Raw genomic sequence first — 13,200 nt, 5'->3', positions numbered from 1 at the left:
AAAATTGAGCAAAAATTTGTCGACTTATGTTATGATATGTACGGTAAGATTGTGAATAATATAACATAGTTAGAGCGCTTACAATGGCGCGATGTATGGAGGGAATAGAGAAATGAAGATTGGAATTGATAAAATAGGCTTTTATACGCCGCATTTATATGTTGATATGAACAAACTAGCTGAAGCACGTGGGGTTGAACCAGCTAAATTTACAATTGGTATCGGACAAAGTGAAATGTCGGTAGCTCCATTAACGCAGGATCCTGTTACATTGGCAGCAAATGCTGCATTAGATATGTTGGATGAAACGGACCGCGCACATATTGATATGGTGCTCTTCGGTACCGAATCAGGTATCGATCATTCCAAAGCAGCAGCCGTATATGTGCATCGTCTGCTTGATTTAAAACCAGAAGCCCGTGCGGTAGAATTAAAACAGGCATGCTATGGTGCAACAGCTGCTATTCAATTAGCAAAAGGACATATTGCACTTAACCCTGATAGCAAAGTACTCGTGCTGGCATCTGATATTGCTCGATATGGTTTGAATACACCAGGAGAATCCACTCAAGGAGCTGGAGCGGTAGCCTTAATCATTTCGGCAAATCCGCGTGTGTTAGAATTAGATGATGAAACGGTTTATTATACATCTGATATTATGGATTTTTGGCGTCCTGTATACTCTAATACAGCGTATGTCGATGGTAAGTTTTCGAATGAGCAGTACATGGCATTTTTCAAGCAAGTATGGGAGCAATATAAAGAAAAATCAAACCGCAGTATTCATGATATGGAAGCAATTTGTTTCCATATGCCTTATACAAAAATGGGTTTAAAAGCTTTACGCCAAATTTTAGACGAGGGCAATGAAGCGGATCAGCAACGATTACAGGACCATTATCAAACAAGCACAACATATAATCGTAACGTTGGAAATATTTATACAGGTTCACTATATTTAAGTTTGCTGTCTTTACTCGAGCAAGCCGAAAATATTCAATCAGGCGCACGTATAGGGATGTATAGCTATGGATCAGGGGCTGTGGGAGAATTTTTCTCCGGTGTATTGGCAGAACATTTCCGCGAGAATCTTTACTTGGATCGACATCGTGAATTGTTTGCAGAACGGAAAGAAATTTCTATAGCGGAATATGAGGAACAATTTGTAAAAACACTGCCGACAGATGGTTCTACATTGGAACTGGATATTACGAAGGATCCTGCATCCATTTGTGTTACTGGAATTACAGAACACATGCGCCAGTATACGAATAAAAATAAATAAAATGTAATGATACGTTGATTTGCTGTAATTGCTTATCATTCCCTGAATAATGTTTGATGATTTACAAAGGAGCTTGTAATGCTATGAAGAATCTTTCGGACCAGCTTCGTAAGGCATTTGAATACTTTGATCAAGGTTATTTTCGCCAGGCAGAAATGCTTTATTTGAAATGTATCGATCAAATAGACGATACGACCTCTATCGCATTTAAACAGGCAGTACATGGCTTGGGGTTTGTAAAAAGTGAGCTTGGTCAATACGAAGCAGCGAGTGACCTTTATCTAACCTTGCTAAAATTAGCGGTTGATGAGCAGGATCGTGAAGCAGAGGCCATTGCCTATCATCAACTAGGTATGGTGAAGCGAATGGCCGGACAAATAGAACAAGCAAGTCATTATTTTGAGGAAGAGCTTGTGATATTACATGCACATTTACCACAATGGCCGCTTGGTTATTCCGCTAACTACTACGAACAAGGCATGCTGTATATGCAGCAGCAACAGTGGGGAAAAGCTTATGAAATGATGATGGAAGCACTACATTATGCCAAAAACTCATTGGATCACGTGGCAATCGGATGTGCTTACCGCGGACTTGGTGATGCATGCCGCCAAACAAATCGCAATAAAGAAGCCCTGCAACATTATCAAGATGCAAGAGCAGTATTTCGTAGCGTGCAAGACACACGCGCCATCTCTGAATTGGATGAACGAATCGCTCTATTATAGGAAGTGATATGGAAGGAATCGGTCATTGGATCGATTCCTTTTGTTGATTATTTTTGTATTTCAATTGAAGCGAACCGTATGTCGATTGCTCTATTTGATGACAGGTGGAAGTAGCGCGCTGCTTACCCAAAGTCAAGCGCCAATCATCAAAAGTCGAGCACCAACCGGACGGACACGCGCGCCGACCACCCCAACTCGCGCGGCTATGGTGGAAAGATCCTTTAGGATAAGGAAGGAACCGGCCCTCCGATTCCAACTACATTTTATTTCGAAGACCTATTCATCTGATTTGGCTAGAAAGTCGCATGGCTTTGGGTAGAAGTCACATGACATGACCTCGAACCCGCATACCTTCCACCCAAACATACCCTTTCCGCCTCTTACAAGAGAATGATAGTGGCGGGAATTAGCTTGCTATACCTGTTTTAGTCGTGAAAATAGTTTACTAGACCAGTGGTGATAGCTTTTGCTGCTTGTTGTTGGAAGGTTTTTGATTGAATGAGCTCTCGATCTGCTTGGTTGGTTAGGAATCCAAGCTCAACTAATACAGCTGGTTTTGTGTTATTTCTTAATACGTAATAGGCCGCTGTTGCAACGCCGCGATTAGAAAGGTTGGTCTCCTGAACCAATCGTGTTTGGATGGCTTCAGCAAGTGCTTTGTTTCCAGCGCTTCCGTGATAAAAGGTATGGAGACCTTGTGCTGCTGGATCTTCAAATGCGTTAATATGCAGACTGATGAACGCATCAATTTCTTTTTGATTACTTTGTTGAACACGTTTTTCCAGTGATATAAATTGATCTGTGTCACGTGTCATTGTAACCGTTGCGCCTTGTTCCTGAAGTGCAGCGGCTGTTTCTTTTGCAGTGTGAAGCGTGATGTCTTTTTCATAGACTCCCGCCTCCATCGCACCACTATCTTTTCCGCCATGTCCAGGATCTAATAAAATGTGATAGTCTTGTAATGCCTTACCATCAACAGGTTCTCGGCTGATTTCCATTGAGGATAGCAGTCTTCTGGCACTGCCATCTTCCCTTTTCCATATGTTTTCCTGTTCTATTTTCAAGTCACTTGTGATTGCTTCGGGAAATTCAGGTAATTGATTTTTTACGTTCTCTTCGTCTTGTATATCTTCTGACTCTATGTTCTGCTCGGATTCTTCTTCCGATTGATTGTTTTGTTCTTTCGCTTGGTCATCTTTTTGTGGTCGGATCAATTGGTAGATAGGCACCCATGCTTCTTCCCCTTGGAAAAAAGTTCGCCCCCAGCCATAGCTCTCCTGAAAGATAGTAATGCTACTTCCTTCATGCAATGTCACGATAACCTGGCCATTTGCATCTGGGGTATCTTTTAATTCCACTGATTTGATACCTACTGTATAGGTTGTGCCATTTTGTTCATTCGCGTTGGTTACGAGTGGACTCCATAGGATAAATAATAGAATCCCTAGTCCTGCAAGATATAATGATTTGAAATTCATCCTCATTCCTCCGTTTCTATTAATCCATTATTTCCAGCAAAATCTCACAATATACCTACCTAGTGGACTAGTATTAAAAATAGAATTTAGCAGAGGGACTTGGGAAAGTATTAATTTTCATAGAAACGCTACAACTTCCACTCCTTACAACCGATATAAGGAGAAACTAGGTATTATCGACTGGTTCTTTATGACCATTTACCTTGGGTAATCATTTAAACGTAAAGTGAAAATGCTTGCGTTCAAATAAAGAATAACCATGGCAATTGTTCATAAGGAAGCATGGTGCGAAGGGAAATCTGTCGCTAATAGTTGAAAGGAGTTCGCGATGACTGCAACAGCAAATACAAGGAATAAAATTATTTTAGACTTATTAAATGGAACCAAGGCTGCCCTGCAAAACATTGTTCCTATTCCATATCAGATGTCAAAGCCGGCATTATTAGGTGAATCGCTTCACTTGGAGTATGGTGTATTAATTGGAATTGCAGGAGATGTAAAAGGACAGTTGATTTTGGGAGGTAAACCAGGTGTATTTGCTGCCATTGGCAAATCTATGTTTGGGATGGATATTGCCGGGGAAATGTTAGCCTCCTTTAGTGGTGAGCTAGGCAATATGCTGGCAGGCAGTTTATCGACCAATATCGTCCAAAATGGTCTGAATACAGACATTACGTCACCAACCATCATGGAAGGAACGACACGTTTATCTGGATATGATCGGGCGATTCAAATGAAAACGGCATTCGAGCAAACAGGCAACCTAGATATCTATCTGTTACTCGATTAAGGGGAGGAAATAGTAGTGGAATTGGATCAATATATTGATGTATTCCTAGATGAAAGCAGGGAGCATCTACAGTCAGTTAATGATCATATTCTAGAGTTAGAAAAGCATCCCGAGGACCTAACCATTGTAAATGAAATTTTTCGTTCGGCACATACCTTAAAAGGAATGGCTGCAACGATGGGATTTGAAGATATAGCAGCACTTACACATCATATGGAAAATGTCTTGGATCAAATTCGCCATGAAGCGTTAACGGTTACTACAGAAGTGATTGATGTTACATTTTCTGCAATTGAAGCGTTGGAAGAGATGGTGGCAGATGTTGCCGAGGGCAAAGATGGTAAAAAAGATGTGCGTGAACTTGTTTCTCGACTGGAGCGAATTAATTCAGGAGAAGCGATAGCTGCAACTACTGCAGAAAATCAGGCTGAATCTGAGCAATTCCAACTGGATGAATACCAGCTAACCGTAATAAATCAAGCGGTAGAGCAAGACTTTCAAGCATATCAGATCCGTGTACTTTTAACTTCCGATTGTATTTTGAAAGCAGCCCGGGCATATATGGTGCTTGAAGCGCTGGAGGGATTGGGAGAAATGATTCAAACCAATCCTTCCGTCGAAGCGTTAGAAGAAGGGGAATTTGAGCAAGGATTTGATTTATTACTATTGACGAATGAATCCAAGCAGGAGGTAGAAAAGGCTGTTCATCGTATATCTGAGGTGGAAGAGGTTCAAGTAACAGACTTTATTTACGTGGACCAATCAGGGCTTACACAGGAAACAGACCCAACTGCGAATGCACAACCAATTGAAAAATCGGATACATCGGAAGCAGAACATAAAGAAAAAAATGCGCCAACAGCAGCGACAAGAAATACTTCTAAGACGATTCGTGTTAATCTGGATCGCATTGATCATTTAATGAATTTATTTGAAGAAGTTGTTATTGACCGAAGTAGATTGGAAAATTTAGCCCAGCAATCAAGAGATATGAAAATACTGGAAACGGTTGAAAATATGGCACGGGTTACAAGTGATATGCAAAACTTAATCCTCTCGATGCGGATGGTACCTGTGGAGCAGGTGTTTAATCGCTTCCCAAGAATGGTCCGCGGACTTGCAAAGGATTTGGATAAAAAGATTGAACTGACCATTGAAGGAGCAACAACAGAATTGGACCGGACCGTAGTTGATGAAATTGGTGATCCGCTTGTACACTTGATTCGTAACTCTATGGACCATGGAATTGAAGCCCCTTCAGTGAGAAAAACATTAGGTAAACCAGAGATCGGCAATCTTTCTCTTCGCGCATATCATAGTGGAAATCACGTCTTCATCGAGATTGAAGATGATGGAGCTGGAATCAATCGAGAGAAAGTGTTAGCAAAAGCAATCGAAAATGGCATCGTAGCACAAACAGATGCTGAATTGCTTTCAGATGATGAAGTAAATGAATTAATCTTATCCTCTGGTTTCAGTACTGCAGATCAAGTATCCGATTTATCTGGGCGTGGGGTTGGGCTTGACGTGGTGAAGAATAAAATTGAATCACTTGGTGGCAGAATCACGATTGAATCAACCAAAGGAAAGGGAAGCAAGTTTTCGATTGAACTACCGTTGACCCTATCCATATTATCGTCCCTACTCGTAAAGGTTGCGGATGAAATTTATGCCGTGCCATTAACATCTATTATTGAGACTGCATTGTTGCAAGAAAGTGATATCTTATCTGCACACGGTCAAAAAGTAATGGATTTTCGAGGGCGTGTCATTCCACTTGTTTCATTAGAAGAAGTATTTGATATTCCCCGACAGGAAGTAATGGAAAGAAAAGACTATGCCGTAGTTATCGTTAAAAAAGGGGATAAGCTGACAGGTCTGATTGTGGATTCCTTTATCGGACAGCAGGAAGTAGTATTGAAATCCCTCGGCAATTATTTACGAGATGTATTTGCCATCTCTGGTGCTACGATTCTTGGCGATGGAGCTGTGTCTTTAATTATTGATCCAAATGCATTAATTGCATAACCAAGGTGACTACATTTGCCTGGGAAAACCAGCAATGAAGCATATAGGAGTTGTAAACATGGAGCAAATAACAAAATATATTGTGTTAAAATTAAAAAATCAATCGTATGGGGTCAATGTAAGCCAGGTACTGACCATTGAACGATTAATGGAAGTGACACCAGTACCTGGAACTGCCGAATTTATTAAAGGAATCATTAACTTACGTGGCGATACGATTCCTATCGTTGATTTACGTGAGCGTATGTTTCATGAACCAATTGTTGCAACAGATGATACACGGATATTGATTGTGTATGCAAGAGAGGTTCAAATTGGTTTAATTGTGGATTCTGCTACAGAAGTAATTGATATTGACACGAATAGTTTAGAACCGGCACCAGGTTTTATTGGTGGTATTCACGAAAAATTTCTACATGGAATTGCTAAGCTGGAGGAACGACTTCTCATCATTCTCGATTTAGAGCGCGTACTAGACTGGGATGAAATAAATGATGCCGAAGAGGCGGTTCAGCTAGCAAACGGAGAATCAATGGCAGAGGCCGATGAAGCGAATGATGTCGTTGAGGAAAATGTTGATGAATCATCTATGGAACAAGATGAAAAAGAGTCACCAATGGAGGAACAGCTTGCAGTGCATGATGTTGACAACTTAGAGGAAGTTGACATAAATCAAGCAGAAGATCGGGAAACATCTGCCTCTAATCAAGCGGACGAGCATACGGATCAAAAGGCATAACAATGGGAGAGGGAGCAACATTGCTGTTGGAGATGCGGGAATCAGGGGGACAACGAGCGGAAGACGGCAGCAAGAACATCTACATATATGAATTGATAAAGAAAGGAATAGGGAGATGGAAATGAAACAGAAAATGAAACGATCCATTCTATTAAAAACAATTCGTTCCAAGATGATTGCAGGCTTTGCCATTGTTTTAATTCTGATTGGCGTTCTTGCCGTTTATAACTATTTAGTCATACATAAAATGAATAACGATGTAGATAAAATGGTTGGCCAGGATTTGCAATTATTAATTAATGATGAACAAATGAATAGCATCTTGGCAAACCTAATTGCAGAAGCAAGAGGCTATGTGCTTTATGGCGATAAGCTGTATAAAGAAAATTTTCAAAGCTATGCAGATAAAGCATATGATTATATTGATACATCCGCAAAAACAGCTAATGCAAAAGAATTTCAGGAGCTTATTGATCAAATGGAGGCTTGGAAGGAAAACATACAAGTAAATGTTTTTGAAGAGCTGGAAAAAGAACGTGTGAATCGAGCAAAGGTAAATTTGGGTAAAGCTGATGTGGAAGTGCGCGCGTTAATGGAAAGCTTTGAGAATCTGGCTACTTCAAAAGAACAGTCCATGAAAGCAACGGGCAAGCAGGTATTGGTAGATGGTCGTGCTATTTCCATTATTGGTGTGATTGTTTCGGCAGCTGCGATTGTTCTCGGATTATTTGTAGCTTATTTCACCGCCATTGCTTTGACACGACCAATTATACGCGTTGTGGAGCGGATGAAGCTGGTAGCAGCAGGGGATTTAAGCCAAGAACCATTGGAAAGTAAATTGCAGGATGAAACGGGGCAATTGATTGAAGCAACGAATACGATGACTAGAAATACACGGGATTTGCTTTATCAAATTCATACCGTTTCAGAAACAGTCTCCAGTCAAAGTGAAGAACTCACACAAGCAGCAAGTGAGGTGAAATCTGGAACGGAGCAAGTAGCACTGACAATGGAAGAACTGGCCCAAGGAACAGAATCACAAGCGAACCATACTGGAGATTTAGCTCTAAATATGGGCACATTTACGGTAAAGGCAGATGAAGCGAATAAAAACGGGGAACAGGTATTAAATGAATCCTATGAAGTGCTGGAGCTGGCAAATGAAGGTAGTATTCGCATGCAAGCATCCACGGATCAAATGAAGCAAATTGATGATATCGTTCAAGCTGCCATGAAAAAGGTGCAAAATTTGGATGGACATACTAGAAAAATATCTAATCTTGTTTCTGTCATTCATGATATTGCCGATCAAACGAATTTACTCGCTTTGAATGCTGCGATTGAAGCGGCTCGAGCCGGTGAGCATGGGAAAGGTTTTGCAGTTGTTGCGGATGAAGTCCGTAAGCTTGCAGAACAGGTATCTCATTCTGTAACGGATATAACCGAAATTGTAAGCAATATTCAACAGGAATCCGGAATGGTCGTAGAATCCTTAAACAACGGCTATCAAGAAGTACAAGAAGGAACAACACAAATTCAAACGACCAATCAAACCTTCCATTCCATTGGTGAATCCATCATGGGAATGGTCAATCATATGACAGCTATTTCTGAACAATTATCAGATATGGCTGGCAAAAGTCAAAGTATGAATGCATCGATTGAAGAAGTGGCATCAATTGCAGAAGAATCCGCAGCTGGTGTGGAGCAAACTTCCGCATCTGCAGAGCAATCAAGCAGTGCTATGGAAGAGGTTGCCGGAAGCTCTGACCAGCTTGCCAAATTAGCAGAAGAATTGAACGGATTGGTTGGTCGATTTAAACTATAGACTTTTTAAGCAAATGAACACCCCAGTAGAGAAGTAAAACCAATCTACTGGGGTGTTTTCATGACTAATATTCTGGCAAGCTTGACCATGAATGTCTGGGCCTGATTTTGGGTTAGATAGATTATTTCTGTTTATATGCATTCCAGGCAGTAATGCCGCCGTCCAATACAGACACCTGGTAACCTTTTTCCTGTAAAACCGTTGCACAACGTTGGGCAGAATTTCCAGTTGTACAAGTCACAACAATCGGCTGATCCATAGGCAAAACAGTCAGACCATTTAAATCCTGTTCATCGCCAGGTAAAATTTTCTGCTTTGGAATATGCATACTGGAGGGGATATGCCCGGCAGCAAATTTATCTTCCGCCCGCACATCTAAAATGATAGGACGCTCTGTCTGTTTTAATTTGTCATTCAGTTCCGCTGCAGTCCACTTTTCCATGCCTATCACGCTCCTTTCAGTTGATAATTTAATGGTATCATATAATTAGCAGAAAATGCTGTAGATTTTACGATATACTGATGGAAAAAGAAAATAGAGAGAAGGATGTAATGATGCAAATAGTTGTTGCACCGGATTCATTTAAAGGAAGTATCGATGCTCGTACAGCTGCAGCGATTGTGAAAGCAGCTATAAAAGAAGCGGATGCACATTATCATGTGATTGAAAAACCGATGGCAGATGGTGGTGAAGGAACGATAGATGTGCTGATTACTTCTATGGGTGGACATATGCAATCTGTGAATTGCACACACGGAACGGGAAAGGAAGAGCAGGCATTTTATGCAATCTGCGAAGGGAATCGGGCGGTAATAGAAAGTGCAGAAATAATTGGCTTAGCGGATATCCCCGTGGATCAACGTCACCCCGGCAGAATGACTTCATATGGGCTGGGACAAGCCATGCTGCATGCAATGGATACAGGCTGTACAGAGCTACAGCTGACACTTGGTGGAAGTGCCACAAATGATGGGGGATTAGGAATGTTGCTTGCATTAGGCATGCAGGCTTGGGATAAGCAAGGGAATCCCATTGGCATCTTTGGCAGACATCTATTAGAGGTTGAGCGATTAGATATCTCTGGATTGGCTCCACGATTGAAACAGATTTCTATTGTGGCTGCCTGTGACGTTACCAATCCGCTATGTGGAAATGATGGTGCCACATCTGTTTATGGCCCGCAAAAAGGGTTAGCGGCAGCTGAATTACCAGCCTATGACGCAGCAATGGCTCATGTTGCCAATCTATTGGAAAAACAACTAAATAAATCATTACAACAAACTCCAGGTGCAGGAGCGGCAGGTGGTCTTGGGTTTGCATTACTCGTGCTCGGCGCAGAATTAGTTCCGGGAGCTGCACTTGTTGCAGAAGCGATTGATCTGGAGACGGCTATACAGACTGCAGATTTAGTGATTACAGGGGAAGGGAAGAGTGATGATCAAACACAGCTAGGAAAAGCCCCTGGACATGTAGCCAAACTCGCGCAAAAACATCAAGTTCCAACCATTTTACTTTCTGGAAAATTAGGTCGCGGATGGAATGAACCAGAGCGATTATTCATTGCTGGCTATGAAACGGCACCAGCAAACATGCCCATTGAATTAGCAATCAAACAAGCGAAGGAATTATTAAAAGAGCGGACGAAGCAGATCATGCAGGAGATTCATATAATAATAAAGTAGACATGCACTACTGGGGGGCAACAGCCAGTAAAGGCCTGATTGGTTCAACTAACAATCAGTGGGGGAAGGGCAAAAAAACCACTGATTGAAGTTTCACTTTATCACAGATTAACTGGCTGTAAGATCCCCACTGCAATAATTTTTGTTGATCACGAGAATGGTAGGTGGTGGATCAACAGCCAGTAAAGGCCTGATTGGTTCAACTAACAATCAGTGGGGAAGGGCAAAAAAACCACTGATTGAAGTTTCACTTTATCAGATCATTGGACCGTTAGGGATGAAGTTCACTCCGCAAATATATTGATATTCAAATTCAAAAAAGTTGCTAGCATAACCATTATGTTTAAAGAGAGAGATCATCATACATTAAAAATGACATTGGCTAATGGAATGAATGAATACATGAGATATGAACCAGAATCTTAGTGATGCGAGAGAAATGGCTCGTATCTTTTTTTTGTTTCGTTTTGTCGTTGGTTTTGGCGAAAAACGAATAAAATGAATGAAACTATTTGCTCACGCATTCATAATTTAGCCATAAATTACGATCGAATTATTGAAATTGGTAATTTTAGGGTTGTATTTTGGGGCTAAACATCTATAATAATTTTTGAACTAGATATTTATACCTATAAAATTTAATAGAATAAAGGCAAACTATCTGAAAGGATAGGACGCAAAGCCTAGGGTCTAAGATGCTTCTTCAATAAGCATGATGATCGCCTGGTTACCAATGTATAGATACATCTATTTGGCTGTTCAAATTTTCATTTGGATGGCTATTTTATATATATATAATGGCGAGGTGTATAGAAGGGATTTGGTATGGTATATGGAAAAGAAACGTAACATGTCAGTTCGGGCCAAGCTCACGATTGTGTCTTTAATACTGTTGGTCATTCCGCTTACTGTGTTAGGATGGTTTAGTTATCAAAAAAGTGAAGCGGGTCTCAATGATTTAGGAGAAACGATTTTAAAAAATAGTGTTGAGATGACCGTAGAGCGGATAGAAGCGTTAGATGCTGAAGTAAAAAAGGGCCATTTAACTTTAGCAGAAGCCCAGGAACAAGTGCGTGTATCCATTCTTGGAGAAAAACAGGCAGATGGTACACGACCGATTAACGATGCTATTGATTTAGGGGAATATGGTTACTTATTTATTTTGGACGAAGATGGAAATCAAATGGCCCACCCATTACTGGAAGGACAAAATAGCTGGGATTCAGTGGATCCGAATGGTATTCATTCCACTCAGGAATTAATTAAAACAGGAATGGCAGGTGGGGGGTACACGTATTTTGACTGGCCATTAACGAATGATGAAAGTAAAATTGAGCCCAAAGTCGCATATTCGAAGCAAGATAAGGCCTGGGGTTGGGTTGTTGTCGCAGGTACTTATATGTTAGATTTTAATGAACCGGTGAATGACATACTAATCGTGATTTTAATTGTAGCAGGAGTAGCAATTATTGCAGGTATATTTATTATTTGGTGGTTTGCTAACAATTTATCACGACCAATTCGTATGGTAACTGCTCAAATGAATGAGCTTGCTTCAGGAAACTTAACAACAGAAGCGATAAAAGTGAAAAATCGAGATGAAACCGGAATGCTTGCTAACGCGATGAATCATTTACAAGTACAGCTTCACGAAACAATTACAAATGTTGCCAAAGCATCAGCGCAATTGACAGCACAAAGTGAAGCATTATTCCAATCTGCAGATGAGGTTAAATCTGGCTCTAATCAGGTGGCATCTACCATGCAGGAGCTTGCCTCAGGTGCAGAAACGCAAGCGAACAGTGCAGGTGATTTGGCACAGGCAATGCAAGTATTTTCTGAACGAGTAGATGCTGCGAATGATGCAGGTGAAGAAGTGAAGAAATCCTCTGACACTGTACGCACATTAACAAATGAAGGTAGTTCCTTAATGGATTCTTCTAAACAACAGATGGAGAAGATTGATCAGATGGTACAGGGAGCGGTCGATAAGGTACATGTGTTGGAAGTGCAATCTCAGGAAATCACGAAGCTTGTCACTGTTATACAAGATGTAGCTGATCAAACCAATTTGTTAGCATTAAATGCAGCAATCGAAGCTGCCCGCGCAGGTGAACATGGAAAAGGGTTTGCAGTAGTTGCTGATGAGGTTCGTAAATTAGCGGAACAGGTAAGGCTTTCCGTTGGAGATATTACAAATATCGTAGCAGGCATGCAGAATGAATCACAGCAGGTTAAGGAATCATTGGCTGAAGGCTATCAAGAGGTTGTACGTGGAACAGAAGAAATTTCGATTACTGCTGAAAAATTCGAAGGTATTCATGCAGCAGTTGCTAAGATGGGAGCACAAATTCAGTCTATTTCGAGTCATTTATCGGATATTGCGGCCCAAGGAAATGAAATGAATGACTCTATAGAAGATGTTGCAGCTATTTCCGAGGAATCAGCAGCAGGAATTGAACAAACATCAGCTTCCTCAGAGGAAACAAGTTCGGCAATGGAAGAAGTAGCTTCAAGTTCTCGAGAGCTAGCGGAATTAGCAGATGTATTAGGAGAATTAGTGGCAAAATTCAAATATTAGTCACTTTGGAAAAATGAATGGATTGAGGAGTCGATGTGAAAATGGTGTCGAATTTATTTA

The 13,200-nt window shown here is 40.9% G+C and carries 10 protein-coding genes and 1 riboswitch; of the genes, 8 read left to right on the top strand and 2 right to left on the bottom strand.

Going from position 1 to position 13,200, the window contains the following annotated elements; translation table 11 throughout:
- Positions 1-112: 112 nt before the first annotated feature.
- Both DX933_RS09500 and DX933_RS09495 read left to right on the top strand, forming a co-directional pair.
- A complete protein-coding gene (locus DX933_RS09500) occupies positions 113-1,285 on the top strand; it encodes a hydroxymethylglutaryl-CoA synthase (protein WP_123316197.1) in 1,173 nt (390 codons plus the stop codon).
- Positions 1,286-1,368: 83 nt separating this feature from the next.
- Entirely contained in the window at positions 1,369-2,013 is a 645-nt protein-coding gene (locus DX933_RS09495; protein ID WP_190279476.1) for a tetratricopeptide repeat protein, read from the top strand.
- Positions 2,014-2,438: 425 nt separating this feature from the next.
- Here the strand turns inward: DX933_RS09495 and DX933_RS09490 are convergent, their stop codons facing one another.
- Complete coding sequence (locus tag DX933_RS09490) at positions 2,439-3,491, bottom strand: N-acetylmuramoyl-L-alanine amidase (protein ID WP_190279475.1); 1,053 nt, start codon at positions 3,489-3,491, stop codon at positions 2,439-2,441.
- A gap of 328 nt (positions 3,492-3,819) precedes the next feature.
- Between DX933_RS09490 and DX933_RS09485 the strand changes: the two genes are divergently transcribed.
- The 4 genes from DX933_RS09485 to DX933_RS09470 all read left to right on the top strand — a co-directional run bounded on the left by DX933_RS09485 (position 3,820) and on the right by DX933_RS09470 (position 8,876).
- Positions 3,820-4,281, top strand: coding sequence for a chemotaxis protein CheX (locus tag DX933_RS09485; RefSeq protein WP_123316194.1), 462 nt, complete (start codon positions 3,820-3,822; stop codon positions 4,279-4,281).
- Positions 4,282-4,296: 15 nt separating this feature from the next.
- Complete coding sequence (locus DX933_RS09480) at positions 4,297-6,309, top strand: chemotaxis protein CheA (protein ID WP_123316193.1); 2,013 nt, start codon at positions 4,297-4,299, stop codon at positions 6,307-6,309.
- A 58-nt stretch (positions 6,310-6,367) separates the two neighbouring features.
- Positions 6,368-7,048: a chemotaxis protein CheW gene (locus DX933_RS18815; protein WP_123316192.1), complete on the top strand. Its 681-nt coding sequence runs from the start codon at positions 6,368-6,370 to the stop codon at positions 7,046-7,048.
- A gap of 121 nt (positions 7,049-7,169) precedes the next feature.
- Entirely contained in the window at positions 7,170-8,876 is a 1,707-nt protein-coding gene (locus tag DX933_RS09470; RefSeq protein WP_223805931.1) for a methyl-accepting chemotaxis protein, read from the top strand.
- Between the two features lie 121 nt (positions 8,877-8,997).
- Here DX933_RS09470 and DX933_RS09465 read toward each other — a convergent pair whose 3' ends face one another.
- Entirely contained in the window at positions 8,998-9,318 is a 321-nt protein-coding gene (locus DX933_RS09465; protein WP_123316191.1) for a rhodanese-like domain-containing protein, read from the bottom strand.
- 113 nt (positions 9,319-9,431) lie between these two features.
- Between DX933_RS09465 and DX933_RS09460 the strand changes: the two genes are divergently transcribed.
- Together DX933_RS09460 and DX933_RS09455 are read left to right on the top strand one after the other, a co-directional pair.
- Positions 9,432-10,559, top strand: coding sequence for a glycerate kinase (locus DX933_RS09460; RefSeq protein ID WP_123316190.1), 1,128 nt, complete (start codon positions 9,432-9,434; stop codon positions 10,557-10,559).
- A 641-nt stretch (positions 10,560-11,200) separates the two neighbouring features.
- Positions 11,201-11,294: riboswitch (cyclic di-GMP riboswitch) on the top strand.
- Positions 11,295-11,391: 97 nt separating this feature from the next.
- Positions 11,392-13,140 (top strand): methyl-accepting chemotaxis protein, encoded by a 1,749-nt coding sequence (locus tag DX933_RS09455; protein ID WP_123316323.1) that lies wholly within the window; start codon positions 11,392-11,394, stop codon positions 13,138-13,140.
- Positions 13,141-13,200 lie beyond the last annotated feature (60 nt).

Origin of the sequence: Ornithinibacillus gellani (assembly GCF_003730295.1) — a bacterium.
GTDB lineage: Bacteria > Bacillota > Bacilli > Bacillales > Amphibacillaceae > Ornithinibacillus_A > Ornithinibacillus_A gellani.
The sequence above is the reverse complement of the archived record's forward strand: the minus strand, read 5'-3'. Positions and strand labels throughout refer to the sequence as shown.

Excerpts from the sequence above, each read along its gene's own strand:
- DX933_RS09500 (WP_123316197.1), top strand. The coding sequence starts at position 113 with ATGAAGATTGGAATTGATAAAATAGGCTTTTATACGCCGCATTTATAT.
- DX933_RS09495 (WP_190279476.1), top strand. The coding sequence starts at position 1,369 with ATGAAGAATCTTTCGGACCAGCTTCGTAAGGCATTTGAATACTTTGAT.
- DX933_RS09490 (WP_190279475.1), bottom strand. The coding sequence starts at position 3,491 with ATGAATTTCAAATCATTATATCTTGCAGGACTAGGGATTCTATTATTT.
- DX933_RS09485 (WP_123316194.1), top strand. The coding sequence starts at position 3,820 with ATGACTGCAACAGCAAATACAAGGAATAAAATTATTTTAGACTTATTA.
- DX933_RS18815 (WP_123316192.1), top strand. The coding sequence starts at position 6,368 with ATGGAGCAAATAACAAAATATATTGTGTTAAAATTAAAAAATCAATCG.
- DX933_RS09470 (WP_223805931.1), top strand. The coding sequence starts at position 7,170 with ATGAAACAGAAAATGAAACGATCCATTCTATTAAAAACAATTCGTTCC.
- DX933_RS09465 (WP_123316191.1), bottom strand. The coding sequence starts at position 9,318 with ATGGAAAAGTGGACTGCAGCGGAACTGAATGACAAATTAAAACAGACA.
- DX933_RS09460 (WP_123316190.1), top strand. The coding sequence starts at position 9,432 with ATGCAAATAGTTGTTGCACCGGATTCATTTAAAGGAAGTATCGATGCT.
- DX933_RS09455 (WP_123316323.1), top strand. The coding sequence starts at position 11,392 with ATGGAAAAGAAACGTAACATGTCAGTTCGGGCCAAGCTCACGATTGTG.